Origin of the sequence: Blautia sp. MSJ-36, from assembly GCF_018917985.1 — a bacterium.
GTDB lineage: Bacteria > Bacillota > Clostridia > Lachnospirales > Lachnospiraceae > Blautia_A.
In genome coordinates this window covers 93160-113391 of the sequence record NZ_JAHLPQ010000005.1, presented here as the reverse complement: position 1 = coordinate 113391, position 20232 = coordinate 93160, and the positions used below count along the sequence as shown (strand labels likewise).

The 20232-nt window shown below is 43.7% G+C and carries 22 protein-coding genes, 6 tRNA genes and 1 pseudogene; 24 read left to right on the top strand and 5 right to left on the bottom strand.

The window, feature by feature from the left end; genetic code table 11:
- Positions 1-9 precede the first annotated feature (9 nt).
- From KQI39_RS05910 to KQI39_RS05850, 15 genes and pseudogenes are all read left to right on the top strand, one after another.
- The gene (locus KQI39_RS05910; RefSeq protein ID WP_215706749.1) at positions 10-615 is read left to right on the top strand and encodes a GNAT family N-acetyltransferase; all 606 of its coding nucleotides are present in this window, start codon (positions 10-12) and stop codon (positions 613-615) included.
- A 152-nt stretch (positions 616-767) separates the two neighbouring features.
- Positions 768-899: a PF20097 family protein gene (locus KQI39_RS17295; protein WP_256443721.1), complete on the top strand. Its 132-nt coding sequence runs from the start codon at positions 768-770 to the stop codon at positions 897-899.
- Positions 900-929: 30 nt separating this feature from the next.
- A complete protein-coding gene (locus KQI39_RS05905; RefSeq protein ID WP_021976111.1) occupies positions 930-1313 on the top strand; it encodes a GNAT family N-acetyltransferase in 384 nt (127 codons plus the stop codon).
- Between the two features lie 178 nt (positions 1314-1491).
- Positions 1492-1956 carry a YbaK/EbsC family protein gene (locus KQI39_RS05900; protein WP_215706751.1) on the top strand — a complete coding sequence of 155 codons (465 nt, stop codon included), beginning with the start codon at positions 1492-1494 and terminating at the stop codon, positions 1954-1956.
- Positions 1957-2203: 247 nt separating this feature from the next.
- Complete coding sequence (locus KQI39_RS05895) at positions 2204-3385, top strand: BMP family lipoprotein (RefSeq protein ID WP_216417177.1); 1182 nt, start codon at positions 2204-2206, stop codon at positions 3383-3385.
- Between the two features lie 34 nt (positions 3386-3419).
- Positions 3420-4673: pseudogene (locus KQI39_RS17860) on the top strand (ABC transporter ATP-binding protein); the annotation flags it as partial.
- Positions 4674-4676: 3 nt separating this feature from the next.
- Positions 4677-5651 carry an ABC transporter permease gene (locus KQI39_RS17855; protein WP_256443723.1) on the top strand — a complete coding sequence of 325 codons (975 nt, stop codon included), beginning with the start codon at positions 4677-4679 and terminating at the stop codon, positions 5649-5651.
- A gap of 1 nt (position 5652) precedes the next feature.
- Positions 5653-6594: an ABC transporter permease gene (locus KQI39_RS05885; RefSeq protein ID WP_021976106.1), complete on the top strand. Its 942-nt coding sequence runs from the start codon at positions 5653-5655 to the stop codon at positions 6592-6594.
- Positions 6595-6656: 62 nt separating this feature from the next.
- Complete coding sequence (gene udp / locus KQI39_RS05880) at positions 6657-7448, top strand: uridine phosphorylase (protein ID WP_173772529.1); 792 nt, start codon at positions 6657-6659, stop codon at positions 7446-7448.
- A 2-nt stretch (positions 7449-7450) separates the two neighbouring features.
- The gene (gene deoC, locus KQI39_RS05875) at positions 7451-8116 is read left to right on the top strand and encodes a deoxyribose-phosphate aldolase (RefSeq protein ID WP_148448143.1); all 666 of its coding nucleotides are present in this window, start codon (positions 7451-7453) and stop codon (positions 8114-8116) included.
- A gap of 96 nt (positions 8117-8212) precedes the next feature.
- Positions 8213-8632 carry a cytidine deaminase gene (locus KQI39_RS05870; RefSeq protein ID WP_148448145.1) on the top strand — a complete coding sequence of 140 codons (420 nt, stop codon included), beginning with the start codon at positions 8213-8215 and terminating at the stop codon, positions 8630-8632.
- 17 nt (positions 8633-8649) lie between these two features.
- Positions 8650-9840, top strand: coding sequence for a phosphopentomutase (locus KQI39_RS05865; protein ID WP_148448147.1), 1191 nt, complete (start codon positions 8650-8652; stop codon positions 9838-9840).
- A 29-nt stretch (positions 9841-9869) separates the two neighbouring features.
- Entirely contained in the window at positions 9870-10400 is a 531-nt protein-coding gene (locus tag KQI39_RS05860; RefSeq protein WP_253293079.1) for a cyclic nucleotide-binding domain-containing protein, read from the top strand.
- Positions 10401-10631: 231 nt separating this feature from the next.
- Complete coding sequence (locus KQI39_RS05855) at positions 10632-11012, top strand: flavodoxin (RefSeq protein ID WP_243279028.1); 381 nt, start codon at positions 10632-10634, stop codon at positions 11010-11012.
- A gap of 26 nt (positions 11013-11038) precedes the next feature.
- Positions 11039-11572 carry a flavodoxin family protein gene (locus KQI39_RS05850; RefSeq protein ID WP_173772531.1) on the top strand — a complete coding sequence of 178 codons (534 nt, stop codon included), beginning with the start codon at positions 11039-11041 and terminating at the stop codon, positions 11570-11572.
- Between the two features lie 166 nt (positions 11573-11738).
- Here the strand turns inward: KQI39_RS05850 and KQI39_RS05845 are convergent.
- A tRNA-Trp gene (locus KQI39_RS05845) sits at positions 11739-11809 on the bottom strand.
- Positions 11810-11947: 138 nt separating this feature from the next.
- Positions 11948-12035, bottom strand: a tRNA-Ser gene (locus KQI39_RS05840).
- 183 nt (positions 12036-12218) lie between these two features.
- Here KQI39_RS05840 and epsC point away from each other — a divergent pair.
- From epsC to KQI39_RS05815, 5 genes are all read left to right on the top strand, one after another.
- A complete protein-coding gene (epsC, locus tag KQI39_RS05835) occupies positions 12219-13139 on the top strand; it encodes a serine O-acetyltransferase EpsC (protein WP_118063184.1) in 921 nt (306 codons plus the stop codon).
- A 126-nt stretch (positions 13140-13265) separates the two neighbouring features.
- Positions 13266-13336, top strand: a tRNA-Gly gene (locus KQI39_RS05830).
- Positions 13337-13339: 3 nt separating this feature from the next.
- Positions 13340-13412, top strand: a tRNA-Gly gene (locus tag KQI39_RS05825).
- A gap of 35 nt (positions 13413-13447) precedes the next feature.
- Positions 13448-13518 (top strand) — tRNA-Gly (locus KQI39_RS05820).
- Positions 13519-13521: 3 nt separating this feature from the next.
- Positions 13522-13594: transfer RNA gene (locus tag KQI39_RS05815), tRNA-Gly, on the top strand.
- A gap of 114 nt (positions 13595-13708) precedes the next feature.
- Here KQI39_RS05815 and KQI39_RS05810 read toward each other — a convergent pair.
- Positions 13709-13924, bottom strand: a complete 216-nt coding sequence (locus tag KQI39_RS05810) for a DUF378 domain-containing protein (protein WP_148448156.1) — start codon at positions 13922-13924, stop codon at positions 13709-13711.
- A 147-nt stretch (positions 13925-14071) separates the two neighbouring features.
- Positions 14072-15226: a DUF5067 domain-containing protein gene (locus tag KQI39_RS05805; RefSeq protein WP_243279029.1), complete on the bottom strand. Its 1155-nt coding sequence runs from the start codon at positions 15224-15226 to the stop codon at positions 14072-14074.
- Between the two features lie 193 nt (positions 15227-15419).
- Between KQI39_RS05805 and KQI39_RS05800 the strand changes: the two genes are divergently transcribed.
- From KQI39_RS05800 to KQI39_RS05790, 3 genes are all read left to right on the top strand, one after another.
- A complete protein-coding gene (locus tag KQI39_RS05800) occupies positions 15420-16358 on the top strand; it encodes an alpha/beta fold hydrolase (protein ID WP_148448158.1) in 939 nt (312 codons plus the stop codon).
- 97 nt (positions 16359-16455) lie between these two features.
- Positions 16456-17991 carry a 4-alpha-glucanotransferase gene (malQ, locus tag KQI39_RS05795; protein ID WP_148448240.1) on the top strand — a complete coding sequence of 512 codons (1536 nt, stop codon included), beginning with the start codon at positions 16456-16458 and terminating at the stop codon, positions 17989-17991.
- Between the two features lie 38 nt (positions 17992-18029).
- Positions 18030-18461: a hypothetical protein gene (locus KQI39_RS05790; RefSeq protein WP_216417174.1), complete on the top strand. Its 432-nt coding sequence runs from the start codon at positions 18030-18032 to the stop codon at positions 18459-18461.
- A 177-nt stretch (positions 18462-18638) separates the two neighbouring features.
- On the opposite strand, the gene KQI39_RS05785 is transcribed toward KQI39_RS05790, so the two are convergent.
- Entirely contained in the window at positions 18639-19169 is a 531-nt protein-coding gene (locus tag KQI39_RS05785) for a VanZ family protein (protein ID WP_216417172.1), read from the bottom strand.
- Positions 19170-19381: 212 nt separating this feature from the next.
- On the opposite strand from KQI39_RS05785, the gene thyA reads away from it, so the two are divergent.
- Complete coding sequence (thyA, locus tag KQI39_RS05780) at positions 19382-20230, top strand: thymidylate synthase (protein WP_015524333.1); 849 nt, start codon at positions 19382-19384, stop codon at positions 20228-20230.
- The last annotated feature ends 2 nt before the right edge of the window (positions 20231-20232 follow it).

Sequence of the window (20232 nt, the reverse complement as noted above, 5' to 3'; positions counted from 1 at the left end):
GACAGGATAATGGAAATATTAAAAGCAAAAGAAACAGATATTGACGATATCGAGAGAATTTATGAACATATTCATGATGAGGAAGAAAATGGAAGAGCTGTGATCGGATGGATCCGGAATGTATATCCGGTGAGAAGGACAGCAGAAGATGCTTTGAGCCGGAATGATCTGTTCGTTATGAAAGAGAAAAATGAAGTTGTGGCAGCAGCAATCATCAATCAGATCCAGGTTGAGGAATATAAATATGCCCGGTGGAGAGTAGAAGCAGAGGACAGTGAAGTTATGGTGCTGCATTGTCTGGCTGTAGAACCTTCAAAGAAGAATAAAGGCTATGGAAAAAAATTTGTGGCATTCTATGAAGATTATGCCAGACGTTGCGGATGCAGTTCACTGCGAATGGATACCAATGCACGGAATACCCGGGCAAGAAAGCTGTACCAGAAGCTTGGATATGAGGAAACAGGGATTGTAAAATGTACGTTTAACGGGATTCCGGATATCCAGCTTGTGTGCCTTGAAAAAGATCTGGATGCAGAGGAAGTTAAGCTGAAATGCCCCTATTGCGGAAGAGAAATGTGTGAGGGTCAGATCCATTCTTTTAACCAAATCAAGTAAGTCCCCTGCTTCAATTGCGAAAAGCAATAAGCAGTAGGTGGGGACTTGCTTGTATCAGGAGGAGTGCAAGCTCCTCCTGATAAACTGCGGAGCAGTTATTTGGTTATGAGCAAGTAGCGAAGCGGATTGCGAATATCCGCTTGACTTCCGGAATGGAATGGAGAACCAGGGGAGAGTCCATGCGGTTAAACACAGAAAAAGGTCTGTCGAAAATGATCTATGGTGACCGGATCGATGCTTATCGCTGTGAGCATTGTAAGAAGATCATTATATCTTATGAATAAACTGGACTATAATGTAAGGAAGAATGAACGATGTTATTTAAGAAGGCAAACCTGGAAGATTTTCACAGGATAAAACAGTTTTACTGGGATCTTATCGATGAGATGAGTGACCAGAATGATAAGATCGGATGGAAGAAAGGAATTTATCCCACAGATTCTTTTTTACAGGAAAGCCTTGACAGAGGAGAACTTTTTGTACTGGAAGAAGGGGGTGGGCTTTGTGCAAGCGTGATCCTGAACAGTGCCTGTAATGAAGGATATGCAGGCGTGACCTGGAGCATTGAATGTGGAGAAAATGAAATTCTTGTGCCCCATGCACTGGCTGTTTCTCCTTCCAGGCAGGGTAAAGGCATCGGCAGGTATTTCATGGAGGAAATCCTGAAACTGGCAAAAACGGAAAAGAAAAAAAGGTAAGGCTGGATATCCTGGGTACCAATACAGCTGCGGAGAGACTCTATACAGGATGTGGATTTCGTTTTGTCCAGGCAAAAGATATGTTTTATGAGGATACCGGCTGGACGGAATACAAGATGTATGAACGGGTCTTGTAAGGGATTTTTGACATAAAATAGATATTTTGGAGGTACAGGAAATGTCACTGGAAAAAGCAGAAGAATATCTGAAAAACAAAGGAATGCTGGATCATGTGATCCGGCTGGAAGATTCTACGGCGACCGTTGTGGAGGCGGCCCAGGCTCTGGGCGTGGAACCGGGGATGATCGCAAAGACCATGTCGTTTCTTCAGGATGACCAGCCGGTGCTGATCCTGACGGAAGGAACTGCCAGGATCGATAACCGGAAATATAAGGGTACCTTTCATGTAAAAGCGAAAATGATACCATTTGATGAGGTAGAAAGCCAGATTGGACATGCACCTGGAGGCGTTTGCCCGTTCGGGATCAACGAAGGCGTGAATGTATATCTGGATGAGAGCCTGCGGCAGTTTGACATTGTTTATCCGGCAGCAGGAGATGATCACAGTGCCGTGAAGCTTTCCATCGAAGAGCTGGAACAGATTTCCGGAGCTGAGGGCTGGGTGGATGTATGTAAAGAATGAAAGGAATGGACTGTATTGAGGTGCAGTCCTTTTTTTGTGCCCGAAAACATAATGTAGCAGGAAAATAGATGCAGAGAAATTGTATAAAATAACCAAAAAGAAAGATAACAAATTATAAATAACCAACGAAATATAGAAAGGACCATTAAAAAAAGACATGTGTCCTATGAAAAAGGACCAATGTCATTTATACTTTGGCCTAACAAATGCGGAAGACAGAACAAAAATCATGAAAGGAGATGCCATAATGAAACGGAAAATAATGGCAGTATTATTAGCGGCGGCGATGACTGGATCGCTTGCAGGATGTGGAAGCACACAGAACAAAAATGCGGCGGATGCTTCAGAAGAGAAAATGAAAGTAGCAATGGTAACAGACTCCGGTGATATCACAGACCAGAGCTTCAATCAGATGACTTACGAAGCATGTAAGGCATGGGGAAAGGAAAATGACATTGAGTTCAACTATTACAAACCCCAGAGCGATTCGGATGAAGCCAGAACAGCAAGTGTGGATCAGGCAGTGGCAGATGGCGCGAATGTAATTGTGCTTTCCGGCTATGTGTTTGCACCGACTGTGATCGATGAATCGGATCTGTACCCGGAGGTGAAATTCCTGGCACTGGATGTAAGTGCCGGTGATATCTGCGAAAAGGGTATCGGAGAAGGATATGACTACAATCCGGATCACTATAATGTAACGGATTATTACAATGAGGATAACGTATACTGCTGTACTTATCAGGAAGAACTTTCCGGATTTATGGCCGGTTATGCGGCAGTCATGCTTGGATACCGCCATCTGGGATTTCTGGGCGGAATGTCTGTTCCGGCAGTTAACCGCTATGGCTACGGATATGTTCAGGGAGCAGATGCAGCTGCAAAAGAGCTTGGAATCACAGATGAAGTACAGGTTGAGTATGTATGTGGCGGACAGTTCTATGGAGACGCAGATATCACGGCTTACATGGATACCTGGTATGGATCAAAAGGTGTGGAAGTTGTATTTGCCTGTGGTGGAGGAATTTATACTTCTGCGGCAGAGGCGGCAGTTAAAATCGGCGGAAAAGTTATCGGTGTTGACTCCGACCAGTCCGCAACTATTGACGATTACAAAGAAGGCCTGACTGTGACTTCTGCAATGAAAGGTCTGCAGGTTACCATTGATAATGTGCTGGATGCGATCCTGGATAATGAATGGGATAAATATGTAGGAAAAATCGAAAACCTTGGAATGGAATCCCCGGATCCGGCTGAAAATTATGTACAGCTTCCGGAAGAGACCACGCAGTGGGATGGTACTTTTACGAAAGAAGATTATCAGAAGCTGGTACAGCGAATGTATAACGGAGAATATGAAGTGTCCAGCGATAGTACAACATTTCCGGAAACAGAGATCACAGCAACCGATTACGGCAGCATTAAATAATAAAACATGAATGATGAAATAAAGGAGGAAAACAATGAGCGAGTATGTGATTGAAATGTTAAATATAACAAAACGTTTTCCGGGGATTGTAGCCAATGACAATATCACACTTCAGTTGAAAAAAGGTGAGATCCATGCACTGCTTGGAGAAAACGGTGCCGGAAAATCCACGCTGATGAGTGTTTTGTTTGGATTATATCAGCCGGAAGAGGGCGAGATCAGAAAAAACGGTAAGAAAGAGGATATCCAGGATCCTAATGATGCCAATGAACTGGGGATTGGTATGGTCCACCAGCATTTCAAACTGGTAGAATGTTTTTCTGTTCTGGATAATATCATGCTGGGTGTGGAAACCACAACAAAAGGCGGCTTTCTGAAAAAGGATGAAGCAAGAAAAAAGGTTGTGGAGCTATCTGAAAAATATGGTCTTTCTGTTGACCCGGATGCGAAGATCGAAAATATCACAGTTGGTATGCAGCAGAGAACGGAAATCCTGAAAATGCTGTATCGTGATAATGAGGTCCTGATCTTTGATGAGCCTACAGCGGTACTTACTCCCCAGGAGATCAATGAGCTTATGGTGATCATGAAGAACCTTGCAGCAGAAGGTAAAAGTATTTTGTTTATTACCCATAAACTTGCGGAGATCATGGCAGTGGCAGACCGCTGCAGCGTGCTTCGAAAAGGAAAATATATCGGAACTGTAGATATCAAAGATACAACACCGGAAAAGCTTTCTGCAATGATGGTTGGAAGAGATGTAAATTTTGTTGTAGATAAAAAACCGGCGAAAACAGGAGATGTTGTATTAAGTGTAAGGAATATGACCGTTGCATCAAAACAACACAAGAACAATGCGGTGAATCATGTATCCTTTGATGTCAGAAGAGGTGAGATCGTCTGTATCGCGGGAATTGACGGAAATGGCCAGTCGGAGCTGGTATATGGCCTTTCCGGGCTGGAACCGGTAAAGGAAGGAACGATCACAATGAATGGACAGGATATTACAAACATGCCCATCCGAAGAAGAATCACTTCCGGCATGAGCCATATCCCGGAAGACAGACATAAGCATGGTCTGGTCCTGGATTATTCTCTGGAAGATAACATTGTTCTGGAACGTTATTTTGAACCACAGTTTACAAACCATTTTGGTTTCTTAAAGAGAAAAGAGATCAGAAAATATGCAAACCGTCTGATCAAACAGTATGATATCCGCTCCGGCCAGGGACCGGTCACGAAAGTACGCTCCATGTCCGGAGGTAACCAGCAGAAAGCGATCATAGCAATTATGAAAAACTTTTTCTATTATCCGAATGCGGCAGCAACGACGAAATATTTTGGAACAACTTTAATAAAAGCGTCAGCACTTCTGATGTGTGCGTTATCAGTAATATTTGCCTACAAAGTAGGTTTGTTCAACATTGGTGCAGCAGATCAGTATGTGATCGGCGCAGGTGGATGCCTGTATATGGCCTTAAGATTTAACCTGCCGTGGTATATTTGCCTGATCGCAGGAGTACTTATTGCTGCTGCGGTGGGAGGAATTTCCGGTGCATTAAAAGCATATTTGAATGTAAACGAAGTAATTTCCTGTATTATGCTAAACTGGATTTCTCTTTACAGCGTAAATATGTTATTATCACAGGTAAAGGATGGTTCCACACCATATACAAAACTGTTATTCAGCTACAACAAAAGTGCAATGCTTCCAACAGCTGGATTAAATGAACTGTTTCATAACAAATACATGACCATTGGGGTGCCGATGGCAGTGATCGCAGCGATTATTGTATGGGTTGTGCTGCAGAAAACAAAATTTGGCTTTGAACTGAAAGCAACAGGAATCAACAAACTGGCCGCAAAATACTGTGGCATGCATGAAAAAAGAAATATTATCGTTACCATGATGATTTCCGGAGGTCTTGCCGGTTTCGGTGCGGGAATTTTCTACTTAAGCGGAATTGAACAGTGGATGGTACAGCAGACAAGTGTGCCGGGCATGGGATTTAATGGAATCGCAGCGGCATTTCTCGGTGGATTGGATCCTATCGGAACAATTTTCGCCTCCTACTTTATCCAGCATATTACCAGTGGTGGTACTTATGTGGATACAACAACATACTGTACACAGATTTCTGATCTGATCTCAGCATTTATTATTTATCTGTGTGCGTTTGTATTTTTCTTCAAGATCTGGTTTAACCGTTACCTGGATAAAAAAGAAGAAAAAAGTGTAAAGGTAAAGAAAGGAGGCCGGAAATAATATGGTATTATTAGTTCAGTATACATTAATCTTTGCATCGGTTCTGGCACTGGTTGCTCTTGGGGGCTGTTTTTCGGAGCACAGTGGAGTAATCAATATTGGTCTGGAAGGCATCATGGTCATGGGAGCCCTTGGCGGTGCCCTGGCAATGAAATTTCTTCCGGCAACCACTCCGGGAATCGTTTTGTTTATTCTGATCGTACTGGCAAGTGTTTTAGTTGGAATGGCATTTTCACTGCTTCTGGGATTTGCGGCGATCCACTTTAATGCTGATCAGACACTGGTGGGAACTGCATTAAACTTAATGGGAACTGCGGCGGCAGTTGTTATTGTAAGAGCGATCAATGTAGCGGAAAATCCGGATAATGTATCTTCTACTGTTGTATATCGTCAGGCAAAGCAGGTGTTTCTGGTAAAGATCGGAGATTTTGAGTTTAACTGGTTTATGCTGATCATTGTACTGGCAATCATTGCTTCACACATTGTATTATATAGAACAAAGTTTGGTCTTCGGCTGTGTGCATGTGGAGAGCACCCGCAGGCAGCGGATTCCGTAGGTATTTCTGTTTACCGAATGCGTTATGCAGGAGTGCTGATCTCCGGAGCACTTGGGGGCCTTGGGGGTCTGGTCTACATCACGGCGGGTGTAAGTGAGTGGAAATTTGAGAATGGGGTGGCAGGTTTTGGATTCCTGGCACTGGCGGTTATGATTTTTGGACAGTGGAGACCGGTGAATATCGGACTGGCAGCATTGTTATTTGGATTTTTCCGTGCGCTGTCAAATGTGTATACCGGATTTGCGCCGCTTGTGGCATTAAAACTTCCAAGCAGTTTGTATAATATGCTGCCATACATTATTTCTCTCGTTGTTCTTGCCTTTATTTCCCAGAAATCAAGGGCACCGAAAGCGGAAGGAATTCCTTATGATAAAGGACAAAGATAAAATGAGACCAGGTAAAAAATTAAAAGAGGATATATAAAACAAAAAAAGAGAGGATGACAGATATGAAAAATTATTCAGAAGACGCAAGCAGACAGTATCATATTCAGGTAGCAAAAGGAGAAGTGGGACGTTACGTTATTTTACCGGGAGACCCGAAACGCTGCAAAAAGATCGCACAGTATTTTGATGATCCGGTTTTTGTGGCAGATAACCGGGAATATGTAACCTATACCGGAACACTGGATGGAGTGAAGGTAAGTGTAACATCCACCGGAATCGGAGGACCGTCTGCTTCCATTGCAATGGAAGAACTTTATCGATGCGGAGCAGATACTTTTGTCCGGATCGGAACCTGTGGTGGAATGCAGCCGGAGGTAAAGAGCGGAGACATTGTTGTTGCAACCGGTGCGATCCGTATGGAAGGTACCAGTAAAGAGTATGCACCTATCGAATTCCCGGCGGTGGCAAATCTGGAAGTGATCAATGCACTTGTGGAAGGTGCGAAAAAAGAGGGCTGTGAATTTCATACAGGTGTGGTACAGTGCAAAGATGCATTCTACGGTCAGCATGAGCCGGAGACCAAGCCGGTCAGCTATGAACTGATGAATAAATGGGAAGCGTGGAAGCGCCTCGGATGCCTTGCTTCTGAGATGGAATCTGCTGCTCTTTTTGTAGTAGCAAGCCATTTAAGAGTACGTGCAGGTTCCTGCTTCCTGGTGCTTGCAAACCAGGAAAGAGAAAAACTGGGACTGGACAATCCTGTTGTGCATGATACTGATAAGGCGATCCAGGTTGCAGTACAGGCGATCCGGGAACTGATCCGTGCGGACCAGTCACAGAAAAAAGGAGAATAAAGATGAATGTAAATGAAATTTTAAAACATGTAGATCACACCCTGCTTCTGCAGGGTGCAACCTGGGAGGAAATCAGACAGATCTGTGATGACGGGATCAAATACCAGACTGCTTCTGTATGTATTCCGCCGTGCTATGTAAAACAGGCCAGCGAATATGTGCAGGGGAAGGTGGCAATTTGTACAGTGATCGGTTTTCCAAATGGAAATATGACCACAAAAACGAAGGAATTTGAAACAAAAGACGCCATCGAAAACGGGGCGGATGAAATTGATATGGTGATGAATATCGGATGGCTTAAAGATAAAAAATATCAGGATGTTGAACAGGAGATCCGTACTCTGAAAGAGGCATGCGGGGATAAAATCCTGAAAGTGATCATCGAAACCTGCCTGCTGACAGAAGAAGAAAAGATTAAAATGTGTGAGCTTGTGACAAATGCAGGGGCAGATTATATCAAAACTTCTACCGGATTTTCTACAGGAGGTGCAACTTTTGATGATATCCAGCTGTTTGCAAAACACGTAGGAGAAGGTGTGAAGATCAAAGCGGCAGGTGGTATTTCAAGCATGGACGATGCGGAGAAATTCCTTACTCTTGGAGCAGACCGTCTTGGAACCAGCAGAATTGTGAAGATCGTGAAGAAAGAAGAAGGGGCAGGATATTAAAGAGGATAAATATTGTCTGATTTTGGACTGCGGAGTATGAAGCTATAACACAGTAAAATGGAAACATTCACTTTATTCAGGAAAGGTGGGAAAATCATGGAAAAGAAACAGATTGAAGAAATGATCGATCTGGCGATCAGACAGCTGGATTATTCGTATGTGCCATATTCGCATTTTCATGTAGGCGCGGCACTTCTTGCAAAAAATGGTACCTATTATACCGGGTGTAATATAGAAAATGCTGCCTATACCCCAACGAACTGTGCAGAGAGAACTGCTTTTTTCAAAGCGGTCAGTGAGGGCGTGAGGGAATTTCAGGCAATCTGCATTGTGGGCGGCAAGGATGGCGTTCTTACAGAATATGCGGCACCGTGTGGGGTGTGCAGACAGGTTATGATGGAATTCTGTGATCCGGAAACCTTTCAGATCATACTGGCAGTCAGCAAAGATAAATATGATATTTTTACTTTAAAGGAACTTTTACCACTTGGATTTGGACCGGCTAATCTGGCCTGACAGAAAGGAATGTGCTTATGGAAACTTATAAGAGAGTATTTGTGATCGTTCTGGATTCACTTGGAATCGGGGCAATGCCGGATTCCGAAAAATTTGGTGACAAAGGTGTGGATACATTTGGACATATCCTGGATAAGATGGGAACTCTGGATATTCCAAATCTTCAGAAGCTGGGGATGCTGAACCTGCATAAAGGCGGCAGGATGGAAGGCGTGGAGAAACCGATGGGGCGTTATATGCGGATTGCGGAAACCAGCAATGGCAAGGATACCATGACCGGACACTGGGAAATGATGGGAATTAATACAAAAAAGCCGTTTATTACTTTTACAGAGACAGGATTTCCAAAGGAACTGATCCAGGAGCTGGAGAAAAGATGCGGTAAGCGTGTGATAGGAAACAAGAGTGCCAGCGGTACAGAGATCATAGAAGAACTCGGTGAGGAAGAGATAAATACAGGCGCCATGATCGTCTATACATCTGCAGATTCTGTAATGCAGATCTGCGGAAATGAGGAGACGTTTGATCTTGCAAATCTGTATCGTTGCTGTGAGATTGCCAGAGAACTGACCATGAAAGACGAGTGGAGAGTTGGAAGAGTTATTGCAAGGCCTTATGTGGGAAAGAAAAAGGGTGAGTTTAAAAGAACCAGCAACCGCCATGATTATGCACTGAAGCCCACAGGAAGAACAGCGCTCAATGCATTGAAAGATGCAGGCCTTGATGTGATCGGTGTTGGGAAGATCAACGATATTTTCTGTGGCGAGGGAATCACAAAGACTTATCACTCGGACAGCTCTGTACACGGCATGCAGCAGACCGTGGAGATCTGCAAAGAAGATTTTCATGGACTTTGTTTTGTAAACCTGGTGGATTTCGATGCTCTGTGGGGACACAGAAGAAATCCGGAAGGATATGGACATGAGATCGAGAAGTTTGATAAAGGACTTGGTAATCTTATGAATGAAATGCGGGAGGATGATCTTTTGATCCTGACTGCAGATCACGGAAATGATCCCACCTATACAGGAACGGATCATACCAGAGAATATGTTCCGTTTCTTGCATATTCAAAGAAAATGAAAGAGACGGGAGCTATTGAGGACCAGGATACATTTGCTGTGATCGGCGCCTCTGTTGCAGAGAACTTCGGGGTAAAAATGCCCGAGGGCACCATCGGGAAATCAATCCTGGAGAAGCTGAAATAAAAAAATAATATACTGGCAGAGAAATGAATATGGGAGAACGATATTTATATCAGAAATGTCCCTTTTTAAAAGAAGTAAGCCAGGAAAGAAGGGAGCAGTTTGAAACATATTTTCGAACTGCTCCTGACTGGCTTATTGATGCATTTGTTGTGGAAAAAATGAAAAAAGGGACAACATTTATCCGAGAGAATAATCCGGCAGATACGATTTATTTTATTATAGAAGGACTGATCGTGGCTACAGATTACCGGGTACTTGGGATCTGCTATGATTTTATGCAGTTTCGAAAAATGTATGCGTTTGGCGGAATGGAATTTATTATGGATCTGGATGTCTATAAGACCTCACTTCGAACGGTGACAGACAGTATTGCGGTGAAAATTTCAAGGCCAATGTTTGAGAAATGGATGTATTCAGACATAAAGGCATTGAAATATGAAAGCCAGCAGATGGGAGAATATCTGCTGGAACAGGCAAGAAATGAGCGTATCTTTCTTTTGATGAACGGGACGGATCGAAAAACAGGGGAACAAGCTCCTGGTGGGAAAACAGCAATATGAAGAAATGAAGGCGCTGATTTCGGAAAAGACGGATATGGAATAAAGAACAGGTATTGATAAAAATAAACTATGCTTTGCAGGCATGATTTACAAGCGAAAATAGGTATTAGACAGAATCCTGTGTGAAAGCTAAAATAAATGTGTAAAAAAGATTTTCCGGGAAATAAGAAGAACTGAATTGGGCAGAGCAGAATGGGAATGTCTGCTTTGCAAAACAGGAGGGCATTGTTTATGAAAAAAGCAATTGTAATGGCTGGAGTCTTGTTTGCACTGACAATGACTGCCGGGTGCGGAAGCCAGAACCAGGATCATGCAGCAACAGCGGAATCAGACGTAACAGAAAATGAAGAAGAGGCTTTGCAGGATAACGAAAACACAGAAAAATCATCGAAGGTTCTGGTTGCATATTACTCAGCAACCGGAAATACGAAAGCAGCAGCTGAAACAATTGCAGATGCAGCCGACGGAGAATTGTTTGAGTTGCAGCCGGCAGAGGCATATACTACAGAAGACCTGGATTATAATGATCCGGAAAGCCGTGTCTGCAAAGAACATGCGGATCCGGATCAGATCCAGAATTGGGTAGGAAGTCTTGATCTGTCAGAAAAATAAACAAGAGTCAAAGGAACGTGGAATTTATGAAGATTATAATTTTGCAGGGAAGTCCCAATAAAAAAGGCTCTACCAGCATCCTGGCGGAAAGTTTTGCAAAGGGAGCTGTGGAGGCTGGACATAAAGTGGAACGGTTTGACCTTGCGAAGATGAATATTCATCCATGTATCGGATGTGTTGCATGTGGTTATGAAGGTCCATGTGTTCAGAAGGATGATAATCAGCAGATCCGGGAGGCAATCCTGGGAGCGGATATGGTGGTGTTTGCAACTCCGCTGTACTATTATGGAATGTCCGCACAGCTTAAGATCGTTGTGGACAGATTTTGTGCATATAACAGTAGTCTCCATGGAAAACATATGAAATCCGCACTTCTCACTGTGGCATGGAATGCGGATAACTGGACGTTTGAAGCTCTGGAAGCTCATTATAAGACGTTGGTACGTTATTGTGGATTTAAAGATCAGGGAATGGTGCTGGGATACGGCTGCGGAAGCCCGGACATGACGAAAAGAAGTCCGTATGTAGAAGAGGCGTATCAGATGGGAAAAAATCTCTGATGCTATAATGCAGAGAGATGCAAAGCATTAAAGGATTGAAAAGTAATCACCTGGACGATGATATTACAGTTCGGGCGATTACTTTTTTGGTTACCTACAAGGAATGACAAAAATAAAAAATGCCGAAAACCCCTGAAATACAAGAATCTTCGACACTTATTAATAGCAGGGGATGAGAGAATCGAACTCCCACCAAAGGTTTTGGAGACCCCTATCATACCATTTGACCAATCCCCTATATTCGGTTGTGTTTTCATCACTGTTGAAATTATACATATAAAACATACAATTGTCAAGAGATGAAAGTGTTTTTTATACATAAAATATAAATAAAAATTCTTCCTGATATCTGGCTGATAAAAAGACAACAGTAAGCGGAGATGGAGGGATTTGAACCCTCGCGCCGGTTGCCCGACCTACCGCATTTCGAGTGCGGACCCTTCAGCCACTTGGGTACATCTCCAGGTAGTTCCAGATTTTTTTGGAATCTTTTGCGAAAACCTTTATTATTATATAAGGTATCCGGGGAAAGGTCAATCTTTTTTGAAACTTTTCTTTCTGTATTATTGACGAATCTTCCAGACTATAATAAGATAATGAGATAAAGTGTACAGACAGAAGCGGATGTGCAGAAATGGAGGGAATTATGAGCGACAAGAAATCAGCGATTCTTAAGGCTGCCAAAGGTCTTACAGAGAATTACGCTTCCGAAGAACTTTTTATGCCGAAGAGCGGCAGACGTCTGCCGAACCGTTCGGTGATCATTGATATAGTAAGAGATCTGAAATCCATTGTATTTCCGGGATATTTCAGCACAGATACCAGTGCTACCATATTTCCGGAGTATTATGTGGGACACAGACTGAATGACATTTATGACAGACTGAAGAACCAGATCGAGATTGCGCTTCTTTATCACGGAGAGGAACCGGAAGAGGCAGCAGCTCGTGCAGACAGAACCACATGTGGATTCTTTGAGCAGCTTCCGGAGATCCAGAGACTGCTTCTGACAGATGTGCAGGCCGGTTTTGACGGAGACCCTGCAGCCAAGAGTAAGGAAGAGATTATTTTTTCCTACCCGGGACTGTTTGCAATCTATGTATATCGTCTGGCTCATGTTCTTTATAAAGAAGAAATTCCGTTTATCCCACGTGTGATGTCAGAATATGCACACGGCCGTACAGGAATTGATATCAACCCGGGTGCGACCATCGGAGAGTATTTCTTTATTGATCATGGAACCGGCGTGGTTGTAGGTGAGACAACAGAGATCGGAAATAATGTGAAACTGTATCAGGGTGTGACACTGGGAGCGCTTTCCACAAGAATGGGACAGCAGCTTGCCAATGTGAAACGTCATCCGACGATCCGTGACAATGTAACGATTTATTCTAATTCTACAGTTCTTGGCGGAGAGACCGTTGTGGGAGAGAATACCATTATCGGTGGTAATACTTTCATCACAGAATCTATCCCTGCAAATACCAAAGTCAGTGCCAAGAGTCCGGAGCTTGTGATCAAGAAACCGAAGAGCCAGGTTTCCGCCACAAATGTATGGGATTATTGACGACAAATCAAATAAATAAAAAAGTTTAAAAAATTTCAAAAAACCTGTTGACAAATAAAACAGTATGCTATATACTAATCATCGTTGTAGCGGTCAAGCGATCGGTAATCACCGAAGCGACGATGCGCGGGTGTAGTTCAATGGTAGAACACCAGCCTTCCAAGCTGGATACGTGGGTTCGATTCCCATCACCCGCTTATGCGATAGTGGCGTAGTTGGTAACGCGCGACCTTGCCAAGGTCGAGACCGCGGGTTCGAGCCCCGTCTATCGCTCTCATCGAAAGATGAACTTTTATAATTTCATAACTGCGGGTGTAGTTCAATGGTAGAACACCAGCCTTCCAAGCTGGATACGTGGGTTCGATTCCCATCACCCGCTTGTGCGATAGTGGCGTAGTTGGTAACGCGCGACCTTGCCAAGGTCGAGACCGCGGGTTCGAGCCCCGTCTATCGCTCTTCGGAACTCTGAGAATGATCAGAGTTCTTTTTTTATTATTTATAATAAAAAAATCCTCTGCTGTATTTTCAATGTGGCAGAGGATTTTTTGCGTTATGTGTAGTGGCTTACCTTATTCAGTTGCTTCCCCCTGATCGATCAGAGTATAGAAAGTCAGAAGATAAAGCCCACATAAACCTACAAGCCCGTAGACGATTCGGGAGAGCCAGCTCATGCTTCCGAACAGGAACGCTATCAGATTGAAATTAAAGAAGCCGATCAGACCCCAGTTTATGGCGCCGACCACAGCAATGGTCAGAGCAAAATACTGCAGACATTTATTTGCCATAAGTCACCATCCTTTCGTTATACAGGAGATAGTTTTTCACGGAAACAGGGAAAATATACGTATGTGAAAAAAGAAAAAAACGGAAATTTCTTCCAGTCATGAAAAGATCATGAAGGAGAAATTTCCGTTTTTATTTTGGCAGGTATCTTACTGCAGTTTCAGAACCTGGGAAGTCGTCTGTCCGCCGCTTACATTCAGAGTTTCTTTTCCCTGAAGGGTTACATCACTGGTGGTATCTTTCAGAAGAAATACCTGGCATACTGTGACGGTCTTTCCGGGATCGATGGTGTTCATATAATTGTCTACAGCATCATCGTTGGCTTCCGGATAAGTTCCTTCCAGGGATTCTCCGTTCTGGGAAGCCTGGAGAGTGAAGTCCACAAATGCGCTGGACTGGGAATCACCGGAGTTTGTGTAATCGTAGTAGATCATCAGACATGGATTTCCGCCGTAATCGTTGGAGATTGCGAACTGTTTGAAACGGACAGAGAATTTGTCTGTTGTGATATCAATGGATGCACCTGTAGCCTGTGTAGAATCAGAACCTGTGGATTCGGCATCTGTGCTGGAACTGTCTGTGGTGGTATCGTCTGTAAGCTGAGATGAGATCTCATCTTTTACACTCTTGAAGTTCGCACACATAACTTTGACAGTAGTATCATCCAGAGAAACAATCTTCCAATCATTTCCGATTTTGATCAGCGGATAGGTGATATCGATTTCGCTGTATTTCTCATCCGCTGTGGAGGCGTTTTCCGCAAGAAGGGTAGCAAGCATCTCCTGAATATCATCCTGGGTCATTTCTTTTCCGGCATAGGCGGCAACCGCAACTTTACGGGTATATTCCTGAATGGTAGCTGCATAGATGTTGGTTCCGTCGATGTATTTCATGTGGACAGTTACTTTTGCGGTGCCATTCTGAATGTCGAATTTGTTTTTGGTGATCTTGTAAGTCATTTTTTTGTTGACAGTAGTGAAGAAATCTGTGTAGGCGGAATCACGGATATCCGCATCATCCAGAGCACTGAGATCATGACTCTGGAGAAGGTTTTCCATGGTGGTAAAATCCATGTTCTGCATGCCTGTGAGAAATTCTTCTGTGGCTTCTACCGGTTTATGGCGCTGAACCATATACCAGGCAATTCCGCCGGCCACCGCAGCGATCAGAAGAATGATCAGACAGATCACAAGTGGTTTTTTGCTTTTTTTCTTTTTGCGAGGAGTATCCTCTTCGAAATCATTGGAGATCAATGACCTGGAGAGCTCGTCGTCGTAAAAATCGTTATTGTCTTCTGTATTCATTATTCCTCCTTACAATAAGTCATCTAGGTTTTCGGGTAAGATAAACCAGATACAGAGTTACCGGATATGGAGTGAATCGTAACACATCTAGTTTACCGTAACGATTATAACATAGGTTTACTGTTTGAGAAACCCCCTGTGTTATGATATACTGTGAGAAACAAAAAAGCAGCAGAAAAGACGAGGTGAAAATATGATACGAACAATTCAGTACTCATTCCCTTCAAAAGCAGACGGACTGGAAATTTCCTGTCTGGCAGTGGTGCCGGAACTGGGACGTGACGAGAAGTACCGTGGGATCATCCAGATTGTTCACGGAATGAGTGAATATAAGGAACGTTATCTTCCTTTTATGGAATATATGGCAGAACGGAAATATGTAAGTGTGATCCATGATCACCGTGGCCACGGAAAGAGTGTGAGGAGCAAAGAAGACCTGGGATATATGTACGGCGGTGGAGCAGATGCCATGCTGCAGGATATCCATACAGTCAACTGCCTGATCAAGGATCATTTTCCGGAACTTCCGCTGATTCTTTTTGGACACAGTATGGGATCCCTGGCTGTTCGTGCTTATGCAGCCCATCATGATGACTGTATGGATATGCTGATCGTCTGCGGATCACCTAGTTACAATGCGCTTCGTCCGGTTGGAGTAGCCCTGGCAAAGGCGGAAAAAGCTGTTTTCGGGCCAAGACACAGCGCAGGTCTGATCGAGATGATGTCTTTTGGAAGTTACGCCATGCGGTTTAAAAAAGAGAAAAACCGTTTTTCCTGGATCTGTTCCGACCCGCAGGTTGTTAAAGATTATTCCGATTCCGAGTATTGCGGATTTACCTTTACGGATGATGCGTATCTGGCACTTTTTGACCTGATGAAAAGAGCGTACGATGTGAAACACTGGAAGTGTACGAAACCGGAGATGCCGGTGCTGTTTATCAGTGGGGCGGAAGACCCCTGTATGGGAAATGTCCGCCAGTTTGCCAAGGCTGTCCGTGCCATGCGTCAGGCAGGATACCGGGATGTCCGGGGAAAATTATATCCGGGAATGCGCCATGAGATCCTCAATGAGAAAGACAGGGAGAAGGTTTATCATGATATATTGATATATATCCACAAAAAATGCCTTTGAACGCTCTGGGATGGGGTGATATAATAAAAACCAGAGTGCTCCTGCAGACATCTGTGAGCGGGCGCAACTACTGAGAAAACAGGGGGATTCATAAATGATGAGAGCAAGTGGAATTTTGCTTCCGGTATCCAGCCTTCCATCGAAATATGGAATAGGATGTTTTTCCGCAGAGGCGTATGAGTTTGTAGACCAGCTGGTAAGGGCTGGGCAGAAATATTGGCAGATCCTTCCTCTTGGACCTACCGGATATGGAGATTCACCGTATCAGTCTTTTTCCACTTTTGCGGGAAATCCGTATTTTATTGATCTGGAAGCCTTTGTAAAAGCTGGTTATCTGGAAGAAAGTGACTGTGAGAACTGCGACTGGGGTGGAAGTGAGAGTTACGTGGATTATGAGAAGATTTATAATTCCAGATTCCGTCTCTTAAGAAAAGCCTTTGAAAATTATGACTGTGAGGGAGATCCAGAGTATCAGAAGTTTGTAGAAGAAAATGCCGCCTGGCTGGAAGATTACAGCCTGTATATGGCCATTAAGGACAGTCTGAACGGGATCAGCTGGATCGAATGGCCAAAAGAGCTTAAAAACAGAGAAAAAGACGCACTGGCTGAGGCAGGAGAAAAACTTGCGAAAGAAGTGGGATTTTACTGTTTCCAGCAGTACTGTTTTTTCAAACAGTGGACAGAGCTGAAAACTTATGCAAATGAGAAAGGCGTGGAGATCATCGGAGATGTACCGATCTACGTTGCGTTTGACAGTGCGGACGCATGGGCACAGCCGGAACTGTTCCAGTTTGATGAGAATAATCTTCCGGTTGGTGTTGCCGGATGCCCGCCAGATGCCTTTTCCGCTACCGGGCAGCTCTGGGGAAATCCTCTTTATGACTGGGAATATCATAAAAAGACAGGCTATGCATGGTGGACACGCCGGATGGCCAACTGTATGAAACTTTATGATGTGGTAAGAATTGATCATTTCAGAGGGTTTGACGAGTATTATTCCATTCCATACGGAGATAAGACTGCGGAATTCGGCCACTGGGAAAAGGGACCGGGAATGGATCTGTTCCGTACTCTCGAAAAAAATCTTGGAAAACTGGATGTGATCGCGGAGGACCTTGGTCTTCTTACAGACAGTGTTATTGAGATGGTGGAAGAATCCGGATTTCCGGGAATGAAAGTTCTTCAGTTTGCGTTTGATGAGAATGAAGACAGTCCGTATCTGACACACAGATATGAAAGAAACTGTATCGTGTATACAGGCACTCATGATAATGAAACCACAAGAGGCTGGTTCCGCAATTTAAGCCAGCATGACCGGAATTTTGCAAAGGCTTATATCGGCTGTGAGGGCAAGCATGAGACTGCAGCCGTATGGAGTCTGATCCGCGCAGCCATGTCCAGTGTGGCGGATCGCTGTGTGATCCCGGTACAGGATTATCTTTGCCTTGGAAATGAGGCAAGGATTAATGAACCGTCAACCCTTGGTGATAACTGGAAGTGGCGTATGAAAAAAGGTCAGCTCAATGAAAAAATCATTGAGAAGATTTATAAAATGACAAAACTTTATGGAAGACTTGTAAAAGAAGAGCAAGAAAAAACAGAGGCTGACGTGGAAATGATATCTGACAAATAAAAAAATGTCAGGATATCAGAAAGGATAAAAGATACATCATGGAAGAACAGAAAACAGAAAATAAGGAAGAGATGCAGCAGGAGACCACGGAAGAAAAGAATTCCAGCCAGGGAAATTCTTCCACAAGAAGCAGTCTTCTGTGGATTTTTGCAGGTGGTTATCTTGTGTATACAGGATATCGTCTCTGTGCCAATGTGATAAGCGGGGCAGAAGATTCCAGTGCGGGATTTTTGGTAGCGGGAGGTATTTTTGTTGTGATTGGAGCGGTGCTTCTGATCATGGCAGTCCGTAACCTTGCAAAAGCAGGTGCACAGAAACACGATATGGAAGAAGCAGCAGCGAAAAAAGCAGCGGAGGAAGCTGCCAAAGATCAGGAGAATGCGGCAGCTGGAAAGAAACGGATGTCTATTGCGGAACGGGCACATCTGGCAGAGAATCTGGATGATGCACCGGAGGAAGAAGCAAAATAAAATATCAGATGCAGGATAACGCCTGCCAGAATATGATACATATAAACATAAAAAACGGAACATCAGGAGGAAAAAAATATTTCTTCCGGGGATGTTCCGTTTTTGATTGAGTAAGTTGTGTGGCATATATCGGGTGCAGGACTGCCAAAGGAAAGTAGATATTTTGCCTCACTTGACTTATCTGTGTCTTTGATTTTTTCGACGTTTTTTTCGTGATTTTTTCCTGCCTGGGGTATGTAAGGTAGACCAGCAGAATGCCTGTACCAGTAAAATTCCGATCAGCGCTCCACAGCTGTCAATTCCCACATCCCTTACAGAAGGTCCGCGGGCGTCCACAAAGGACTGATGATATTCGTCCAGGCCTGCGAATCCCACACATACAAATCCTGCAAGAAGCATCAGCCAGATTCCCCGGACTCCGTAAACATAGAGCGGGAAGGAAATGGAGATGGCCAGCAGGCAGTATTCCGTCATATGGGCAGCCTTCCGGACATAAAATTCAATACCGGAAGCTTCCTGGGAAAGCTGATCCGGGCTTTTGTCCGAAGCTAATATTTCGTTTTTGGTTTCTACGATCTGATAGCTGACTTTATAACTCAGAGCACCGGAAACTTCTCCGGTCTGTGCGGAAAAAGAGTAGATCACGCACATCATCAGGATCGCAGGTGCAAAAGAAAATGGTTTTAATAATGTAATCAGTATTTTCATGGCTCTTAATATAGCACTCCTGCATGGAAAAGTCCAGAAAAATACAGAAAAAGAACAGGGGGAAACAAAAAACTGAAAGAGGAGGTTAAAGGGGGAAGTGGACAGTAAAGGCTAAAATGTGTTAGAATATAAAATAAATTTCAGGGGCATTTTTAAGAAAAAAGAAGATTCCCGGGATCGAACAGAAGAAAATTACAGGAGGAAATCAACAAATGAGTCTTGCAGACAATATATTCATTGACATGTGCAAAGATGTCATAGAAAACGGAACCAGCACAGAAGGAGAGAAGGTACGTCCGGTGTGGGAAGACGGAACTCCGGCTTATACCATCAAGAGATTTGGAGTTGTGAACCGCTATGATCTTCGTAAGGAATTTCCGGCGCTGACTTTGAGAAAGACTGCATTGAAGAGTGCCATGGATGAGATCTTATGGATCTGGCAGCAGAAATCCAACAATATCCATGATCTCCACAGCCATATCTGGGACAGCTGGGCAGATGAGAACGGCTCCATCGGAAAAGCCTACGGCTATCAGTTGGGTGTGAAACATCAGTATAAAGAGGGAATGATGGATCAGGTGGACAGGGTTCTTTTTGATCTTAAGAACAATCCTTACAGCAGAAGGATCATGACCAATATTTATGTACATCAGGATCTTCATGAGATGAATCTTTACCCATGTGCCTATTCTATGACATTTAATGTGACCAAAGAGCCGGGAAAAGATAAACTGGTCCTCAATGCTGTTCTGAATCAGAGATCTCAGGATATCCTGGCAGCAAATAACTGGAATGTGTGTCAGTATTCCCTTCTTCTGATGATGATCGCACAGGCCTGCGATATGGAAGCAGGAGAGCTGGTTCATGTAATTGCGGACTGTCATATTTATGACCGCCATATTCCGGTGATCAAAGAGCTGATCTCCAGAAAACCGTATCCTGCACCAACGGTAAAACTGAATCCGGAGATCAAAGATTTTTATAAATTTACAACCGATGATCTGATCGTGGAGAATTATGAGACATGGCCGCAGATCAAAAATATCCCGATTGCGGTATAATT

What these genes read in the sequence shown, in the direction of transcription:
- KQI39_RS05885 (WP_021976106.1), top strand. Translation starts at nt 5,653, where the DNA reads ATGGTATTATTAGTTCAGTATACATTAATCTTTGCATCGGTTCTGGCA.
- KQI39_RS17855 (WP_256443723.1), top strand. Translation starts at nt 4,677, where the DNA reads ATGAAAAACTTTTTCTATTATCCGAATGCGGCAGCAACGACGAAATAT.
- KQI39_RS05855 (WP_243279028.1), top strand. Translation starts at nt 10,632, where the DNA reads ATGAAAAAAGCAATTGTAATGGCTGGAGTCTTGTTTGCACTGACAATG.
- KQI39_RS05865 (WP_148448147.1), top strand. Translation starts at nt 8,650, where the DNA reads ATGGAAACTTATAAGAGAGTATTTGTGATCGTTCTGGATTCACTTGGA.
- KQI39_RS05905 (WP_021976111.1), top strand. Translation starts at nt 930, where the DNA reads ATGTTATTTAAGAAGGCAAACCTGGAAGATTTTCACAGGATAAAACAG.
- KQI39_RS05785 (WP_216417172.1), bottom strand. Translation starts at nt 19,169, where the DNA reads ATGAAAATACTGATTACATTATTAAAACCATTTTCTTTTGCACCTGCG.
- KQI39_RS05850 (WP_173772531.1), top strand. Translation starts at nt 11,039, where the DNA reads ATGAAGATTATAATTTTGCAGGGAAGTCCCAATAAAAAAGGCTCTACC.
- KQI39_RS05790 (WP_216417174.1), top strand. Translation starts at nt 18,030, where the DNA reads ATGGAAGAACAGAAAACAGAAAATAAGGAAGAGATGCAGCAGGAGACC.
- KQI39_RS05900 (WP_215706751.1), top strand. Translation starts at nt 1,492, where the DNA reads ATGTCACTGGAAAAAGCAGAAGAATATCTGAAAAACAAAGGAATGCTG.
- KQI39_RS05870 (WP_148448145.1), top strand. Translation starts at nt 8,213, where the DNA reads ATGGAAAAGAAACAGATTGAAGAAATGATCGATCTGGCGATCAGACAG.
- thyA (WP_015524333.1), top strand. Translation starts at nt 19,382, where the DNA reads ATGAGTCTTGCAGACAATATATTCATTGACATGTGCAAAGATGTCATA.
- KQI39_RS17295 (WP_256443721.1), top strand. Translation starts at nt 768, where the DNA reads ATGGAATGGAGAACCAGGGGAGAGTCCATGCGGTTAAACACAGAAAAA.
- KQI39_RS05860 (WP_253293079.1), top strand. Translation starts at nt 9,870, where the DNA reads ATGGGAGAACGATATTTATATCAGAAATGTCCCTTTTTAAAAGAAGTA.
- KQI39_RS05910 (WP_215706749.1), top strand. Translation starts at nt 10, where the DNA reads ATGGAAATATTAAAAGCAAAAGAAACAGATATTGACGATATCGAGAGA.
- deoC (WP_148448143.1), top strand. Translation starts at nt 7,451, where the DNA reads ATGAATGTAAATGAAATTTTAAAACATGTAGATCACACCCTGCTTCTG.
- udp (WP_173772529.1), top strand. Translation starts at nt 6,657, where the DNA reads ATGAAAAATTATTCAGAAGACGCAAGCAGACAGTATCATATTCAGGTA.
- KQI39_RS05805 (WP_243279029.1), bottom strand. Translation starts at nt 15,226, where the DNA reads ATGAATACAGAAGACAATAACGATTTTTACGACGACGAGCTCTCCAGG.
- KQI39_RS05800 (WP_148448158.1), top strand. Translation starts at nt 15,420, where the DNA reads ATGATACGAACAATTCAGTACTCATTCCCTTCAAAAGCAGACGGACTG.
- malQ (WP_148448240.1), top strand. Translation starts at nt 16,456, where the DNA reads ATGAGAGCAAGTGGAATTTTGCTTCCGGTATCCAGCCTTCCATCGAAA.
- KQI39_RS05810 (WP_148448156.1), bottom strand. Translation starts at nt 13,924, where the DNA reads ATGGCAAATAAATGTCTGCAGTATTTTGCTCTGACCATTGCTGTGGTC.
- epsC (WP_118063184.1), top strand. Translation starts at nt 12,219, where the DNA reads ATGAGCGACAAGAAATCAGCGATTCTTAAGGCTGCCAAAGGTCTTACA.
- KQI39_RS05895 (WP_216417177.1), top strand. Translation starts at nt 2,204, where the DNA reads ATGAAACGGAAAATAATGGCAGTATTATTAGCGGCGGCGATGACTGGA.